This window comes from Nocardia brasiliensis (assembly GCF_042691675.1).
In the GTDB taxonomy this organism is placed as follows: Bacteria; Actinomycetota; Actinomycetes; order Mycobacteriales; family Mycobacteriaceae; genus Nocardia; species Nocardia brasiliensis_D.
Genome location: NZ_CP170507.1, coordinates 8077184 through 8092979, shown reverse-complemented (window position 1 = coordinate 8092979; position 15796 = coordinate 8077184). Strand labels below are relative to the sequence as shown.

At 68.5% G+C, this 15796-nt stretch carries 13 protein-coding genes; 8 read left to right on the top strand and 5 right to left on the bottom strand.

Annotated elements, in window-relative coordinates; genetic code table 11:
- Nucleotides 1-14: 14 nt before the first annotated feature.
- A complete protein-coding gene (locus tag ACFK0J_RS37320) occupies nt 15-1106 on the top strand; it encodes an ABC transporter substrate-binding protein (protein WP_378734379.1) in 1092 nt (363 codons plus the stop codon).
- Here ACFK0J_RS37320 and ACFK0J_RS37315 read toward each other — a convergent pair.
- Nucleotides 1103-2137 carry an XdhC family protein gene (locus ACFK0J_RS37315; RefSeq protein ID WP_378734378.1) on the bottom strand — a complete coding sequence of 345 codons (1035 nt, stop codon included), beginning with the start codon at nt 2135-2137 and terminating at the stop codon, nt 1103-1105. The two genes, ACFK0J_RS37320 and ACFK0J_RS37315, sit on opposite strands and share 4 nt — an antisense overlap.
- Before the next feature lie 13 nt (nt 2138-2150).
- Complete coding sequence (locus ACFK0J_RS37310; RefSeq protein ID WP_378734377.1) at nt 2151-2750, bottom strand: NTP transferase domain-containing protein; 600 nt, start codon at nt 2748-2750, stop codon at nt 2151-2153.
- A gap of 150 nt (nt 2751-2900) precedes the next feature.
- Between ACFK0J_RS37310 and uraD the strand changes: the two genes are divergently transcribed.
- From uraD to ACFK0J_RS37290, 4 genes are read left to right on the top strand one after another with little or no spacing between them, the layout of a single operon-like run.
- The gene (uraD, locus tag ACFK0J_RS37305; RefSeq protein ID WP_378734376.1) at nt 2901-3404 is read left to right on the top strand and encodes a 2-oxo-4-hydroxy-4-carboxy-5-ureidoimidazoline decarboxylase; all 504 of its coding nucleotides are present in this window, start codon (nt 2901-2903) and stop codon (nt 3402-3404) included.
- On the top strand, nt 3401-3718 hold the full coding sequence (gene uraH / locus ACFK0J_RS37300; protein ID WP_378734375.1) for a hydroxyisourate hydrolase: 318 nt from the start codon (nt 3401-3403) through the stop codon (nt 3716-3718). Before uraD ends, uraH begins: the two co-directional genes overlap by 4 nt.
- A gap of 7 nt (nt 3719-3725) precedes the next feature.
- Complete coding sequence (gene pucL, locus ACFK0J_RS37295) at nt 3726-4631, top strand: factor-independent urate hydroxylase (protein ID WP_378734374.1); 906 nt, start codon at nt 3726-3728, stop codon at nt 4629-4631.
- Nucleotides 4619-5980: an 8-oxoguanine deaminase gene (locus ACFK0J_RS37290; RefSeq protein WP_378734373.1), complete on the top strand. Its 1362-nt coding sequence runs from the start codon at nt 4619-4621 to the stop codon at nt 5978-5980. The genes pucL and ACFK0J_RS37290 overlap by 13 nt, the downstream gene beginning before the upstream one ends.
- Before the next feature lie 7 nt (nt 5981-5987).
- On the opposite strand, the gene ACFK0J_RS37285 is transcribed toward ACFK0J_RS37290, so the two are convergent.
- Entirely contained in the window at nt 5988-6371 is a 384-nt protein-coding gene (locus ACFK0J_RS37285) for a hypothetical protein (protein WP_378734372.1), read from the bottom strand.
- A gap of 238 nt (nt 6372-6609) precedes the next feature.
- Between ACFK0J_RS37285 and ACFK0J_RS37280 the strand changes: the two genes are divergently transcribed.
- Nucleotides 6610-9495, top strand: a complete 2886-nt coding sequence (locus ACFK0J_RS37280; protein ID WP_378734371.1) for a tetratricopeptide repeat protein — start codon at nt 6610-6612, stop codon at nt 9493-9495.
- 7 nt (nt 9496-9502) lie between these two features.
- Here ACFK0J_RS37280 and ACFK0J_RS37275 read toward each other — a convergent pair whose 3' ends face one another.
- Entirely contained in the window at nt 9503-10735 is a 1233-nt protein-coding gene (locus ACFK0J_RS37275; RefSeq protein WP_378734370.1) for a M20 family metallopeptidase, read from the bottom strand.
- Nucleotides 10728-11453 (bottom strand): 2OG-Fe dioxygenase family protein, encoded by a 726-nt coding sequence (locus ACFK0J_RS37270; RefSeq protein ID WP_378734369.1) that lies wholly within the window; start codon nt 11451-11453, stop codon nt 10728-10730. The genes ACFK0J_RS37275 and ACFK0J_RS37270 overlap by 8 nt, the downstream gene beginning before the upstream one ends.
- 586 nt (nt 11454-12039) lie before the next feature.
- On the opposite strand from ACFK0J_RS37270, the gene ACFK0J_RS37265 reads away from it, so the two are divergent.
- Both ACFK0J_RS37265 and ACFK0J_RS37260 read left to right on the top strand, forming a co-directional pair.
- Nucleotides 12040-12894 (top strand): FAD binding domain-containing protein, encoded by an 855-nt coding sequence (locus ACFK0J_RS37265; protein WP_378734368.1) that lies wholly within the window; start codon nt 12040-12042, stop codon nt 12892-12894.
- Nucleotides 12891-15770: a molybdopterin-dependent oxidoreductase gene (locus ACFK0J_RS37260; RefSeq protein ID WP_378734367.1), complete on the top strand. Its 2880-nt coding sequence runs from the start codon at nt 12891-12893 to the stop codon at nt 15768-15770. The genes ACFK0J_RS37265 and ACFK0J_RS37260 overlap by 4 nt, the downstream gene beginning before the upstream one ends.
- Nucleotides 15771-15796: the final 26 nt, after the last annotated feature.

Below are 15796 nucleotides of genomic sequence, written 5' to 3'. Positions count from 1 at the left end.
CCTAGATTCGGCGCATGACACCCGCGCAATGCTCTTCGTTCGGGCCGGCACTGAACCGACGGTCGCTCCTTCGCTACTCCGCGCTGGCCGGTGCCGCGCTCGGCGGCGCGAGCCTGCTCGCCGCTTGCGAGGACGACGCCGATGCGCCGAGCGGTACCACCCCGGACGGCTCCAAGTACGGCCGCGTCGCGGTGCAACTGTCTTGGCTGAAGAACATCGAATTCGCCGGTCAGTACTTCGCGGACGCCAGGGGCTACTTCCGGGAAGCCGGGTTCGGCTCGGTCGAGCTCATCGCGGGTGGTTCCGCGAGCACATCGGTCGAGGCGGGTCTGGACACCGGCAGGATCTGGCTCGGCCTGTCCGCCCCGCAGACCACCGCCAAGGCGGTGCTGGCGGGACTGCCCGCGAAGATCGTCGCCACCACCTACCAGAAGAACCCGTTCGCGATCGTCAGCTCGGCCGCCGAGCCGCTCGAGACACCCCAGGACATGGTGGGTCGCAAGATCGGTGTGCAGGACACCAACCAGGTGATCTTCAATGCCCTGCTCGCCGCCAACGGCCTGAAGCCGAGCGACGTCACCATCGTGCCCGCCCAATTCGATCCGACTCCGTTGGCCAACGGCGCGGTCGACGGCTGGGTCAGCTACCTGACCGATGAGCCGATCACGCTGGCGGCCAGGGGATTCGCGAACACCCACTTCCTGTTCGCCGACTACAACCTGCCGTTGGTGGCGGAGACACTCACCGTCCGGCAGGCCACCATCGACCAGGAACGGGAGAAGTTGAAGGCGTTCCTCGTCGCCGAGATCAAGGGGTGGAAGGACGCGGTGGCCAACCCGGCCGAGGCCGCCAGACTCGCGGTCGAGGTGTACGGCAAGGACCAGAAACTCGATCTCGACGAACAGACGAAAGGGGCGGTGGCGCAGAACGATCTGGTGGTCTCCCCGGACACGGCCGCCAACGGGTTGTTGACCATGACCGACCAGCTGATCGAGCAGAACATCACCGCGTTGCGCGCCGCCGAGATAGCTATCACGGCGGATCAGCTATTCGATCTATCCGTTATCCGTGAGGTGTTTACCGAGAACCCCGGCCTGAAGAATTAAATACCCATTCCCACAACAGTTTTCAGCGGCGGCGGTTTGCTGGTGGCGCCCAGCGAATGCCGTCCGGACTGTTCGGTCCGGGCGGCCAACAGCTCGGCGGCGATCGCCACGGCGATCTCGGCGGCGGTGCGCGCCCCCACCGCCAACCCGGCCGGGGAGTGCAGGCGGGCGAGTGTCGCTTCGTTGAAGCCGCCCGCCCGCAGGTCTTCCATCCGCTGGGCGTGCACGGTGCGCGAACCCATTGCGCCCAGGTAGCCGAGCTCGGGTAGTCGCAGTGCGACGGTGAGCAGCGGGATTTCGAATTTCGGGTCGTGCGAGGTGACGACAATGGCTGTGCTGCTGTCGATTTCATCCGCCGCGGCGAGGGTGTTCAGGTATCGGTGCGGCCAATCGACGACGACCTCGGCACCGGGGAACTTTTCCGGTTTCGCGAAGTTCTCCCGCGAGTCGCAGATGGTCACGCGGTAGCCGAGCAGCTTGGCCTGCACGGTCAGCGCGGCGGCAAAAGAGTTGGCGCCGAAGATGACCAGCCGCGGCGGCGGGGCGAACGACGCGACGAACACATCCGAATCGGGCAGGGCGAGCAGTTCGGTGGCGTGGCGCTTGTCGGTGATCAGATGCTGGCCGATCAGATCCGTATCGGAATTCCACACGACGGTGAACACGGTGATCCGCCGGTGCGCCGCGATCTCGGCGGCAACGAGCGGAAACTCCGGAAAGTGCCTGCGCGAGAACGGTTCGGTGAACACATCCATCATGCCGTCGCGGTCCGCGCTGCCTTCCACGCCGGTAGCCACGCCGTAGCGGTGCATGGCGCGCCGACCCGTGCGGGCGGCTTGCAGCACGGCCTCGTAGGCGATCTCCTCGAGTCCGCCGTCGGTGACCGCGCCGTAGACCCCGCCGTCCGGATCGACCAGCATGGCCGAGCCGACCGGTAAGGGTGCCGAGCCCATCGTGCGCACTATGGTGGCCAGTCCTCCGGTTCGCCCGGAATGCCATACCCGCAATAGGTCGTCGACGATGTCCCGCATCAGCTCGCTCCGATCACCGTGCGGACGAGGCCGGGTAGTCACGATCGACGCCCGTCGCCAAATCGTCGCACGTGACGCACACCATATCGTCCCTACCGGACAAATAGGTGCGCGCGCCCGAATCTCCTACGGCCTCCTGACATACCGAGGTCCAGTGGCCGTGCGCGACCACAACGGGATGCCCCGGTGTGCCGCGGAACACAGCGCGTGCCAGGCCGCTCGGGGCCTCGAAGGCCGCGGCGGTGACCCGCGCGACCACATCCGCGCCGACGTCGGGGGTGTCCACCGGCATGATCGCGGCGTAGCGCGCGGGGGTGCGGGCTGCGGCGATCAACCCGGCCCGGACCGAGGCGCCGAGCCCGGTTGCCCAGTCCGCCGCCCAGACGTGTTGGACGCCCGCGGGGAGGTCGAGCGGGTCCGGATCGGGGCCGGTGGCGCCGAGCACGACGATCACCGGATCGCAGCCACCGTCGCGCAGCGCGGCCACCGCACCGCGCAGCCAGGCACCGCCCTCTGCCAGGGCTTTCGGGCGGCCGTAGCGTGTTCCGGCACCCGCGGCGAGCACAATGCCCGCGCAGACGGGCGGAGCGGCCGGGCGATCGGGTACAGCCATAGGTACGACGGTAGTCCGGAACCGTGGCTCGCGCGTGCCGGAAGAGTGCTGCTCGAGGACCTGTCGGGCGACTTTCTTTGCGGCGACACGCCGAGCGTGATCTATCTCTTTCGGGTGGCGGTCGGGCGGGTCGTATTCGATGCTGTTCCGATGACAGACGACGGGGCCGCCCTCGCCCGGTTCCACGCGCTGCCGGAAAGCGCGGCGACGGAGGCATTGCTCGTGTGTTGCTCGTCGCCCGCTTGGGCGCGCGCACTGGTCGCGGGGCGGCCGTACGCGACTGTCGACGCGGTCCTCGATGCCGCCGATGCCGTGCTGGCCGAGCTGCCCGAGTCCGAGATTGATCGCGCGCTGGCCGGGCACCCACGGATCGGCGAGCGACCGGACACGGCGGCCTCGGCGCGCGAGCAAGCCGGGGTCGCCGACGCGCAGGACGCGGTACGGTCGGCGCTCGCGGAAGGGAACCGGGCGTACGAGGAGCGGTTCGGTCACATCTACCTGGTGTGTGCGAGCGGTAGATCGGGGAGCGAGTTGCTCGCGATTCTCGAAGCCCGGCTCGGTAACGATAGGGAAACCGAAAGGCGGGTCATGCGAACAGAATTGGCGAAGATCAATCGACTCCGGTTGCGCGCGCTGCTGGCGGAGGACCAGTGAGCACGCTGAGCACCCATGTGCTGGACGCGGTGCGCGGCGCACCCGCGTCCGGTGTCGCGGTAACGCTGTATCGCGGTGCCGAGCAGCTGGATTCGGGAACGACCGACGCGGACGGCCGGATCGGCGCGCTGGGTGGCGCCCTCACACCGGCCACCTATCGGCTGGGGTTCGCCACCGGTGCCTACTTTGCCGACCAGCAGGTCGACACCTTCTATCCCGAAGTCTCCGTGGCGTTCGCCGTCACCGAGGAGCGGCACTATCACGTCCCGTTGCTGCTGTCGCCCTTTGCCTTTTCCACCTATCGAGGGAGCTGAGCCGAGCATGGAACTGACCGGGCCGATCGTGCTGTCCGACAACCGATACGGCAAGGCCGAGAACCGGATCGTCCGGATCTGGCGGCAGACCGCGCGCCACGAGATCCGCGACGTGAACGTGTCCACCGTGCTGCGTGGCGACTTCGCCGACGCCTATGTCGCCGGTGATCAGCGCAAGGTGCTGCCCACCGACACGCAGAAGCAGACCGCCTACGCCTACGCGAAACAGCCCGGGCTGCAAACGATCGAGGACTACGCGCTGGCCTTGGCGGGCCATTTCGGCGATGACGTCGAACCGGTGACCAGTGCACGGGTCGAGGTCGACGAATACGCCTGGCAACGGGTTTCGGTCGACGGCCGGGAACACGACCACACCTGGGTCCGACAGGGCCCCGAGGTGCGCACCGCGGCCGTTACGGTGGCGGGTGCGGGTGCCGACCGGCAGGCCTGGGTGATCGGCGGGGTGAAGGACCTGACCATCCTGAAGTCGACCGGTTCGGAGTTCGCCGACTTCCTGACCGACGAATTCACTGTGCTGGCACCGACACACGACCGGATGTTGGCCACCGCGCTCGTCGTGGAATGGCGTTTCGCGAGCACCACGGACATCGCCTGGGACGAGGTGTACGCCGGTGTGCGGGCGCGGTTGGTCGAGACGTTCGCGACCCACCATTCGAAGGCGTTGCAGCAGACGCTGTTCGAGATGGGCAAGGCGGCGCTCGAGGCATATCCCGTGCTCGCCGAGATCAGGTTGGCCGCGCCGAACAAGCACCACTTCGACTACGACCTGGACCGCTTCGGCATCGAGAACAACGGCGCGGTGTACCACGCGGCCGACCGCCCCTACGGCCTCATCCACGCGACCTTGCAGCGCGCCGACGCACCGGAGGCAGGGCCCGCATGGACGCGCTGACGGTCATCGAGGGCTGTGCCGTCGCGACCGTCGACCCGGTCGATACCGAATATCGAGACGGCTATGTGGTGGTGCGCGGCAACAGGATCGACGCCGTCGGCGCGGGTGCGGCACCCGCTCTCGACGGCCAGGTGCGCCGCATCGACGGCCGTGGTTGCCTGCTGACCCCCGGCTTGGTGAACACTCACCACCACCTCTACCAGTGGATCACCCGCGGCCTCGCCGCGGACAACACGCTGTTCGAGTGGCTCACCACGCTCTACCCCATCTGGGCGGGCATCGACGAAGACGCGGTACGGATCGCGGCAACCGGCGGGCTGGCCGCGCTGGCCCGGACCGGTTGCACCACCACGACCGACCACCATTACGTATTCCCCAGGGAAGGCGGCGACCTGCTCGGCGCCGAGATCGCCGCCGCGGCCGAGGTGGGTTTGCGCTTCCACCCGTGCCGCGGCTCGATGGACCTGGGCGCCGCCAGCGGCGGACTGCCACCCGATCACGTGGTGCAGACGTTGGACGCCATTTTGGCCGACAGCGCGACGGCCATTGCCCGCCACCATGATCCGGCGTTCGACTCGATGCTGCGCATCGCGCTGGCCCCGTGCTCGCCGTTCTCGGTGACACCTGAGCTGCTGCGGGAATCGGCCGCGCTGGCGCGTGCGTCGGAGGTGCGGCTGCACACCCATGTCGCGGAGACGATCGACGAACAGGGCTATTGCGCGGAAACATTCGGCTGCACACCGGCGCAGTACATGGAACAGCTCGGCTGGGTCGGCCCCGATGTCTGGTGGGCGCACGCCATCCACCTCGACGACACCGCGATCGAGACGATGGCGAAAACCGGTACCGCGGTGGCGCATTGCCCCACCTCGAACGCCCGCATCGGCGCGGGCGTCGCCCGCACCGCGGACCTGGTGCGCGCCGGTGTCCCGGTCGGTCTCGGCGTGGACGGCGCGGCGAGCAACGAGGCAGGTTCGATGATCGAAGAACCCCGCAACGCCTTGCTCTACGCCCGCAACAAGGGCGGGCCGCGCGCGATGTCCGTGCGAACGTCGTTGGCACTGGCCACGATCGGCGGAGCGCGGGTACTCGGTCGCGCCGCCGAGATCGGCTCGATCGAGCCTGGCAAGCTCGCCGACCTGGCGCTGTGGCGGCTGGACACCCCGGCGCACGCGGGCATCGACGATCCGGTGACCGCCCTCGTGCTCGGCTCGGCGCCACCCCTCGCGGCGCTGATCGTGAACGGACGGGAGGTCGTCCGGGACGGACGGCTGCGCACCGTCGACGAGGACACGGTCGGCGTGCGGGTCGCCCGGGCGCAGGCAGCACTGGTCGCCAAAGCGCGGTGACACGGCCTCATGCCGCGAACGACATCGCGCTATGTGCCAGCGCCCAGGCGGATCTGAGCCGGTCATCAGCTGCACAAGGCTCCTCCGGCTCGGTCGATCCCGCGGGCGCGCGCATCGCCAGCAGGCTCATGACGTCGTGCAGCGCGAGGCCGAGTTCGGCCGCATGCAGTTGCGCGACTTCCTGATCCAGTCCGACCGGATACAGCTGGTCGAGCACGATCATCTCGGCCAGCGCCATGCCGGCCAGCGCCTGGTCTCTGGTCAGCCGCCGACTGGTCGGCAGGTAGGACAGCACCCATTTTCCCCGGTCTTCCTCGGGCAGATCGATCCGGAACGCGGCCTCCTGCGCCACGTCGCTTGTGATGAGCCAGTCCGTGGCGGTAATCGCCATCGCGCGACCCCCTTTCCTTCGCCGCGACTTGTCACCTTGTTCAGTCGGGTCCTTCCAGGATGTCAGTTCTGTTCGGCGCGGCGCGATCCCAGCGGGCGCGACGTTTTATCGGGTTGGCCCAATTACTTGACCTGGGAAAACGTGGCTGATACCAAGGAATTAATCACAATCAGCGCCTCGATTCTTCGGTGCAGCAGTGCACCCATGCCGGAAACATCGCGCGCGGGAGGGTGGCGGGATGGACAGATCCGGCCGAACCGACCGCTGGCGTCCCGGCGGCAATCTCTCCGCCGAGCAGCGGCGGCGGCTCCGGGATCGACTGGCCGACTTGGGATTGACCGAGTTGCAGCTGCTCGAGCCGCTCGCCGGGGAACTGCGACAGCGTGGTTACCGGCCCCGGGCGGCCTGGCGATACGCCAACGGACTGACCCAGGCCGCGGTCGCCGAGCGCTACAACGAGGTGACCGACAGTGCGCGGGCGGCGATGAAGGCCAGCCGGATCTCCGAATACGAGGCGTGGCCCTTCGCCAGGGACGGCGGTGACCCCGACGACGAGCATCATCGGCCGAGCGGCGCCCGGCCGACCATTCGTGTGCTGAAAAACCTTGCCGCCATTTACGGAACGACCTGGGATCAGCTGGTCGACCTGGCGGACCTGTCCTATATGCCGCACCGCGAGCGGCTGGAATATCACGAAGCGGTAGCCAGGCGATCGATCGGCCGCCAGCCGGTGCGGGCGGGCCGGGACCTACCCGCTGAGGTACCGCACTTCACCGGCCGGGAGGGCCCGAAAACCCAGTTGCGCGAACGGGTTACCGCGCACCTGCGCAGCGGGACGGTGGCCGTGCACGTCATCGTCGGCCTGACCGGGATCGGCAAGACCGCGCTGGCCAGGTACGCGGTCGCGGTCTTCGGCAAGCATTACCCGGACGGCACCATCTGGGTAGATCTGCACGGCTATACCCTCGGGCGCGAACCGCGCGAACCGGCCGACGTGCTCGAACAGCTGCTGCTGCAGATCGGTGTGGCCCGGGAGACCATCGACGCGGACCCGGCCGGGCGGGCCGACCGCTGGCGCACCGCGATGCGGCAGCGCCGAATGCTGATCGTGTTCGACAACGCCCTCGACAGCGCACAGGTGAAACAGCTACTGCCGCAAGCGCCCGGCTGCTTCGTGCTGATCACCAGCCGGAGCAAGCTCACCGGCTTGGCCGAGGCGTCACCGCTGCGTTTGGACGTGATGGAGTGGGCCGAGGCCGAGGAGCTGCTCGTGAAGCTCGGCAATTTGCGGTCCGGCTACGACCGGGGCGCGGTCCGCCAGATCCTGCAGACCGCGGGACGGCTTCCGTTGGCCATCAGGCTGATCGGCGGACAGATCGCGCACCACGGGGAGGCCATGCTGGCCGACAGCGCCGCGGATATCGCGCAGTTGAGCGAGCGAATCAAGCGCGCGCCCGCGGACCGAACGGATGGCTCGGCCGCCGAACATCTCCTCGATCGGTTCACGGCCGAAGACGAATCGTTGCGGGCCGCGTTCGAGATGTCCTATCAGCGATTGCCGGATGCCGTGCAGCAGCGGGCCGTTCGGCTGCTCGGCTGGTTCCCGGGTCCGGAGATCACCGCTGAGGCGATGGCGACAATGGCCGCGGTGCCGCTGCGCGACGGAAAGACATTGGTGCGCAAGCTCTTCGAAGCGGGCTTCCTCGATCCGTCACCGGGCGGACCCGGTGGGCCGCGCTACCGGATGCACGACCTGACCCGATTGTGTGCCCGCCTGCACGCCGAGCGGGAGGATCCACCGGTGGAATACGCGGCGGTGATCGACCGTCTCGTCGGCGACGGCCTGGCGGTGGCGCGCCGGGCCAGTGCCCTGCAGGTGTTCGATCCCGCTGGCAGCGAACATCTTTCGAATCCGTCCGCCGACGCCGCACGGGCCAGAGCGTGGCTCACCCGGGAACGCGAGATGCTCGTCGGCTGTCTGCGCGATGCCGAACCCACCGCCGCGGCAGCGGAATTGGCCACCCGGTTGGCCTCGCACCTGTCCGGCACCGGCCACTGGTCGCTGGCCTTGCGGCTCTACGGGCGGGCAATGGATATCGCCACCAAGATCGGCGACCGGCGCGCCCAGGCCTGGGCGCTGGTGGGCAAGGGCCGGGTCGATCGGTTGATCGGTCAGCATGAGCAGGCGTGCACCGGCTTCCGGCTGGCCCGCCGGATCGCCGTCGACCTGACCGATCGGCAGTGCCACGCCGCCGTGCTGTGTGAGCTCGGCCAGACCGCGCGGATCACCGGCGACCACCGCGCGGCGCGGCGCTATTTCAGCGACGCCCTCGCCATCGCGCGTGATATCGACGATCGGCCGACCGAATGCGATGCGCTGGACGGGCTCGCGCACGTCGAACGTGCCTCGTCCGAATATCGCGCTGCCTGGAATTGTTCGGCGCAGGCCCTGGCCATCGCGGAGGACATCAGCGATCCGGTCCGGGTCGCCACCGCGCAGTGGGGGTTCGCCGAGGTGATCAGGCGGCTCGGCGATCCGGAGGGGGCCGAACGCCGCTACGCCGAAGCGCTGGACATCGCCAGGAGCCTGAATCACCAGAAGCTGGAGGGTGATGCGCTGCGCGGGCTCGGCCACATCGAACGGCTGATCGGCGATCACGACACGGCACGGCGCAATTTCGACGAGGCGCTCGAGATCGCCCGCCGCATCCGGGACCGCTATGGCGAGGGTTGGACCCTGTGGGGGCTCGGCAATCTCGCGCGCAAGGCAGGCGATTACGACGAGGCACTGGGCATGTTCCAGCGGGCGTACCGGATCGCGGTCGAGATCAATGATCCGCTCGGGCAGGTCGACGCGCTGCGCGGGCTCGGGCATATCGACCGGCACTTCGGCCGATTCGATGCCGCGCGGCGGTACTACACCGAGTCGATGGACGTCGCGCACCGCATCGGCGATCCGCTGGGGCGCGCCGACGCACTGCGTAGCCTGGCGGGTGTCGCGTCGGCAGCGGGGTCGCACGGCGAGGCCGAGGCGTTGCTCACCCAGGCGCTCGCGTTGTACGACGGCATCGGGGTGCAGCTCGCGGCGCAGGTGCGTGGGGAACTGCGCACCCGCGGCCGGTGAGTACGCCTCAGCCGCAGCGGCGCGCCGCCAGGAGGGCGAGAGTATCCGCGCAGGCGCGCATTTCACTGATCAGCACGTGGTGTTCGGTGCCCGGTGTGCCGCCGCGCGGGCCGAACAGGCAGCATTCGATGCCGGCCCGGCTCAGGTGGGTGGTGTCGTTGCCGCAGTAGGAGTAGGGCAGCGCCAATCCGGTCTCCTCGACCCGGAAATCCGAGACCCGCGGCAGCAATTCGACGATATCGCGCACCACCGCGCAGTCGGCGGGCATGTCCATCGGCGGCATATCGGTGCCACCGACCCGGTACCGAGGATCGACGGGATGTTCCACGGTGATCTGTGCCTCGGGGTGGGCATCCCGCGCCTGGTTCAGCACCGTGTCGATGGCCTTGCTGACATTGTGCGGCTCATAGGGCGGTGGATAGCGCAGATCGATGAGCGCGGTTGCCTTGTCCGAACAGTAGCTCACCCCCGACAGGTCGTGTTCCTCGCCACGGCCCGCGATCAGGCTGGCCACTTGAAGCCGTGGCAGCGGCGGGAATTCGCGGTTGTGCAGGTCGAGGTCGGCGGTGTCGAGCAGGTCGAGCACCCGGCGCAGTACGGCGACGGCGTCGACGCCTTCGTGGTGTCTGCTGGTGTGCGCGGCGACGCCGCGCACGACGATCGCGAACTTGTGTACCCCCGCGGTACGGGTGATCACCCGGCGTACCGAATACGGTTCGGGGACAACGGCGGCCTCCGCGGTCAGTCCGCTGCGTAGGGCGTGCCGGGTGCCGATGCCGCCTTGTAGCTCGCCGACGACGAATTCGAGCAGTAGCGGTCGGTGCAGTCCGATACCGCTGCGGCGCAGCATGATCGCGGCGCCGAGAATTGCCGCGAGGCCGCTTTTCATATTGTGCAGGCCCGCGCCGTAGAGCCGGTCGCCGTCGCGCCGGGCGGTGTACGGCTCGCCGGGATGGTCGCGGCCGAGCGGGTCCATGTCGAGATGGCCGTTCAACAACAGTGCGGGTGTGCCGCGGTCCGGGCCGAGGCGGGCGATCGTCTGCCAGCGGCCCGGCTGTACCTCTTGGTGGTAGGCGTGAATATCATTGCGAGCGAGGGTATTCCGGACATGGATGGCCAGCGGCGTCTCCTGCCCGGTGAAGGAGGGCACTGCGGTGAGCCCGGCGGCCAACTGCACGAGCTCGTCATCGGGGAGCAAGCGGTGCAGCTGGTCGGCAAAGGTCGTTGTCGAACTATTCACGCTCTCTGAATCCGATCAGCAGGACATCGCGTAACCCGGCGCCCGCGGCGGGGTCGGTCACCGTGATGGTCGTCGTGTAGTGCAGTACCCGCTCGTCGTCGAATACATAGGAGTCGAGCGGATTTTCCAGGACGAAGCTGTGTAGCTCCCGGTCCGGCTGGTAGCGGTCGTAGATGGCGGAGACACCGCCGCTGATATTGGTCCGCTGGATCAGGTGCGCGGAGCCCGCGATGAGGCCGTCACGGTGCTTGCCCTCGGGGGCGGGGTGACCGGGCGCGATGAGCCGCATGTAGTGGGCGTCGACGAGGCAGTGCGGGGCGCGGGCCGCGGACAGCACACCGTTGGTTTCGAGCAGCCGGGCGACCGCGGTGGCGATCCGCTTGGTCGGGTCGGTGGCCGGGTGGTCCGGCGGGATCAGCTGGAAGGTGCGCTCGATGTCGCCCGCCACGGGGTTGATCTGTTTCGACTGCACATACGGCGGCGGCTGGCCGATCGCGGTGAGCGCGCCGGGGCCGTCCTCGGCCAAACGGTCCATCGCCAGGTGGAAGCACTGGTAGGCGCGGCGCCGATACTGATCGCCGCCCGGTAGCCAATGGTCCAGTTCGGTGTCGTCCCGAAACGTCCGGCACAGGACGGAGAGGTCGTCCTCGGAAAGGGTGAAGTCGTCCGCCGTCATCAGCCAGGAGGACGGTGCGTCCGCCGCGTGGGACTCGAGCAACTCGTGGTCGGCAGTCGCCGCCCGCTGGTTGGCGTTTATCGGTGGGCCTTCCGCGTCAGGACATGGCGGCCGCAGCAAGGCTGTCGGTCGCGCACATCAGTGAGGGATGGCCCGCCTATGGCGTGGCAAATCTCACACAGTGCGGGCCGCGATGGACATTAACCCTGCGGCTGCCCGGTTGTCGAGTGCGCGACGCGCTCGACCCTGCGTGTCTGGAGCGCACTACGGACCGGCGGCTCGGCGTGTCGCGTGTGGGTGGGGTTCGCGGGTCGGCGCTGCGCCGTTTTCGGGCTCTGTGCTGGGGCTGAGCAGAAACAAACCATTTGGTCCTGAATCGGCATCGGACCTGTTCAAGACGTCTGCGGGATACTGGAACAGTGACGCCTCTGACCATCGGAGGCGGACGGGACGGGCGCCGGGCGTGGCCGACGGCAGACGGGCGGATCCGAGAGAGCGCCGTAGGCAGGTCGCACGCCGTCGCGCACCGGCCCGGTAACGGCCGCGCAATCTGGCGCGGGAGTTGCGCAACATTGCGGCAATTCCTCGCCCCTACTGTGGCCGCACGAGCAGTGGAGTGAGGTGAGACGTGGACCTGGACACGATCCGGGAAGTGCTGGTGGCGCGCGAGCGGGCGGATTTGGGCATGCTCGGTGGTTCGTGCGCGGTGCTGGCCGGTGGCACCTTCCTCTTCGCCGAGCCGCAGGATCAGCTGGACCGGCTGGTCGATATCACCGCCCTCGGCTGGCCCGCGTTCACCGTCGTGCCGGAGGGACTGGAGATCGCGGCCACCTGCACGCTCGCCGAATTCGCCGGGTCGGTGCCGGGGCGTGAGCTCGGTGCGCCGGTGCTGCGTGCGGAGTGGCCGGGGACGCGGCTGTTCGCGCAGGCGTGTCGGGCGTTGCTTGCCTCGCACAAGATCTGGCGAACCGCGACGGTCGGCGGCAATATCTGTTTGTCTTTGCCCGCCGGTGCCGTGCTGGGGGCGTTGACCGCACTCGACGGTATCGCACTGGTGTGGGGGCCGGAGGGTGTCGATCGGCGAATTCCGTTGCGGGAGTTCGTGCTCGGTCCAGGGATGAATGTCCTGCTACCGGGGGAAGTGGTGCGCTCCATCACCGTCCCGATGTCGAGTCTGCTGGCGCACACCAGTTTCCGGAAGGTCGCGCTCGCGCCGCTGGGTCGGTCCGGATCCGTGGTGATGGGGCGACGTGATCCGGATGGCCGGTGTGCGGTCACCATTACCGCCGCCACCGGCATGCCTGTGGTGGCGGATTTCGCTGCGGCTCCTGGCGATTCCGAGATCGACATGATGGTCGCCGGAATCAATCCGATGCTGTGGTTCGACGACCCGCACGGCGCGCCCGACTGGCGCCGCCACGTTACCGGCCTGCTCGCCCGCGAGGTCGCCGCCGAGCTAGCCGCGGACCAGGAGCAGTCATGAGATTCGAAGTCGACGGCAGGTCCGTCGAGGCCGACCCGCGGCCGGGGCAATGTCTGCGCACCCTGCTCCGTGAGCAGGGCACCATGGCTGTCAAAAAGGGTTGCGACACCGGCGATTGCGGTGCTTGCTCCGTGCAGATCAACGGAATGACCGTGCACTCCTGCCTGATTCCGGCCTACCGGGCCGCCGGCCACGCGATCACCACGGCCGCGGGCCTCGGCACCGTCGATGACCCGCATCCGGTGCAGCGCCGTTTCGTCGACAACGCCGCCTTCCAGTGTGGTTTTTGCACAGCAGGGATGGTGGTGACCGCTGCCGGGCTCGGCTGCGGTAGCGCCGACGACGGATCTGCCGCTGACCTGCCGTGCCAGGCTCGGTCCGGTGACGAACTGGCCGAGTTGATGAAGGGAAACCTGTGCCGCTGCACGGGTTATCGGGCGATCACGGAGGCGCTGACCGGTGCGGGAGCCGAGGGTGTAAGTCAGGTCGCGGCTCTCGCCAGCGAAAGATGTTCGGGCAGTGGTGGCTCCGGTCGTGTCGGCGATATGGTTGCCGGGCGAGCCGGTAGCGGAGTCGGCGCCCCCGCCGGGCCGCGGATCGTGCGCGGCGCGGAGCCGTTCACCTTCGACATCCAATCCAGCTCGGGCGTAACGGGAACGGCCGATAACACCGCCGCGCATTCGCTCGTGCCGGAGCTCGGACCACCCACTGCGCCGCTGCACATTGCCGTATTGCCGAGTCCGTATGCGCACGCGCGCATCGTGTCCATCGATACGACGGCTGCCGAGGCCCTGCCCGGCGTGCATGCGGTACTGACCTATGACCACGCGCCCGAGGTGGCCTTTTCGACGGCGCGGCACGAGTTGCGGGCCGACGATCCGGACGACACCTATGTGCTCGATCGGACGGTGCGGTTCGTCGGGCAACGGGTCGCCGCGGTGGTTGCCGAGAGTCCGGCGGCCGCGCGAGCAGGCTGCCGAGCGCTGCGGGTCGAGTACGAGGTGTTGCCCGCGGTGTTCGATCCCGCTGAGGCATTGCTGCCCGACGCACCGAAACTGCATGGCCAGAAACCAGTTTCCGCGCGGATCGCGGATACTCAGCGCAATCTGATCGCCGAGGTACACGGCGAGGTGGGCGATGTGGCGGCCGGGCTCGCCGGGTCGGCGAAAGTGGTACGCGGCGTGTGGCATTCACCGCGCGGCCAGCACGTGCACCTGGAAACCCACGGTGGGATCGGGTGGCTCGACGCCGACGGCAGGTTGGTCATCCGGTGCAGCACCCAGGTGCCGTTCCTGGTGCGCGACGAGCTGTGCCAGGTGTTCGGGCTACCACGCGACCGAGTGCGGGTCTTCGCCACTCGGGTCGGCGGGGGGTTCGGCGCCAAGCAGGAGATGCTGGCGGAGGACCTGATCGCGCTGGCGGTGCTGCGGACCGGACGGCCCGTGCAGTACGAGTTCACCCGCGCCGACGAATTCGCCGCCGCCACCTGCCGTCATCCGATGCGGGTCGGCGTGACCGCGGGTGCCGATGCGAACGGTGTGCTGACCGCTCTGGCGGTCGATGTACTCGCCGACGCGGGCGCGTACGGCAATCACAGTGTCGGCGTGCTGTTCCACGGTGTCGGGGAATCGGTCGGCGTCTACCGCTGCGCCAACAAGCGGGTCGACGCGCAGGCGGTGTACACCAACAATATTCCGTCCGGCGCTTTCCGTGGCTACGGCCTCGGGCAGGTCATTTTCGGGATCGAATCCGCGCTGGACGATCTCGCGCGCGAACTGGGCATCGATCCCTTCGAATTCCGGCGGCGCAATGTAGTGGTGCCCGGTGACGAGTTCGTCGGCGCCGAGGTGGACGAGAGCGACCTGACCTTCGGCAGCTACGGCCTCGACCAATGCATCGACCTGGCCGAACGGGCGTTGCTGCGGGGCAACGGCGTCCGCGCGCCCGGCCCGGATTGGCGCGTCGGCACCGGCATGGCGGTGGCGATGATCGCGACCATCCCGCCGCGCGGGCATTCGGCGGAGGCCACGGCGGCCCTGTTGCCCGACGGCCGATTCGAGATCCGCGTCGGCACCGCGGAATTCGGCAACGGCACCACCACCGTGCACGCCCAACTCGCGGCCACCGCACTGGAAACCGACGCCGCTCGCATCGTGCTCCGGCAATCCGACACCGATCTGATCGGCCACGACACGGGCGCGTTCGGCTCCACCGGAATCGTGGTGGCGGGCAAGGCAACCTACGCGGCGGCCGTCGAATTGCGCAGGCTGCTGCTGGCCAGGGCGGCGAAGCTGGCCGGGCTGCCCGAGCACGATTGCGTATTGACCGCCCATGGAGTCCGGTGTGGCGATGAGGTATTCGGTGCCACCGAACTGCTGGCCGACGGCGAACTGATCGCCCACGGTGAGCACGCGGGCACCCCCCGATCGGTGAGCTTCAACGTGCACGCCTTCCGCGTCGCTGTCCACCCGGACACCGGCTCGGTGCGCATCCTCCAGTCGATCCAAGCCGCCGACGCCGGGACCGTGCTGAATCCGGTGCAGTGCCGCGGGCAGGTGGAGGGCGGCGTCGCGCAGGCCATCGGCACGGCGCTCTACGAGGACATGCGCAGCGAGCACGGCGTCGTCACCACGCAGTCGCTGCGGCACTATCACATTCCGCAGTTCGCCGACGTGCCGCGCACCGAGGTGTACTTCGCCGACACCGCCGACGAGTTCGGCCCGCTCGGCGCCAAGTCGATGAGCGAATCCCCGTACAACCCGGTCGCCCCCGCGCTGGCGAACGCGATACGGGATGCTGTCGGGGTGCGGCCGGACCGGCTGCCGATGACGGCCGACCGGATCTGGCGGGCCATGCAGGAAGGAGACCTTAGGTGACCCAGCGTCGTGAACGTCAGGACCGG

Coding starts and splice junctions, on each gene's coding strand:
- ACFK0J_RS37320 (WP_378734379.1), top strand. CDS start 15: ATGACACCCGCGCAATGCTCTTCGTTCGGGCCGGCACTGAACCGACGG.
- ACFK0J_RS37315 (WP_378734378.1), bottom strand. CDS start 2,137: ATGCGGGACATCGTCGACGACCTATTGCGGGTATGGCATTCCGGGCGA.
- ACFK0J_RS37310 (WP_378734377.1), bottom strand. CDS start 2,750: ATGGCTGTACCCGATCGCCCGGCCGCTCCGCCCGTCTGCGCGGGCATT.
- uraD (WP_378734376.1), top strand. CDS start 2,901: ATGACAGACGACGGGGCCGCCCTCGCCCGGTTCCACGCGCTGCCGGAA.
- pucL (WP_378734374.1), top strand. CDS start 3,726: ATGGAACTGACCGGGCCGATCGTGCTGTCCGACAACCGATACGGCAAG.
- ACFK0J_RS37290 (WP_378734373.1), top strand. CDS start 4,619: ATGGACGCGCTGACGGTCATCGAGGGCTGTGCCGTCGCGACCGTCGAC.
- ACFK0J_RS37285 (WP_378734372.1), bottom strand. CDS start 6,371: ATGGCGATTACCGCCACGGACTGGCTCATCACAAGCGACGTGGCGCAG.
- ACFK0J_RS37280 (WP_378734371.1), top strand. CDS start 6,610: ATGGACAGATCCGGCCGAACCGACCGCTGGCGTCCCGGCGGCAATCTC.
- ACFK0J_RS37260 (WP_378734367.1), top strand. CDS start 12,891: ATGAGATTCGAAGTCGACGGCAGGTCCGTCGAGGCCGACCCGCGGCCG.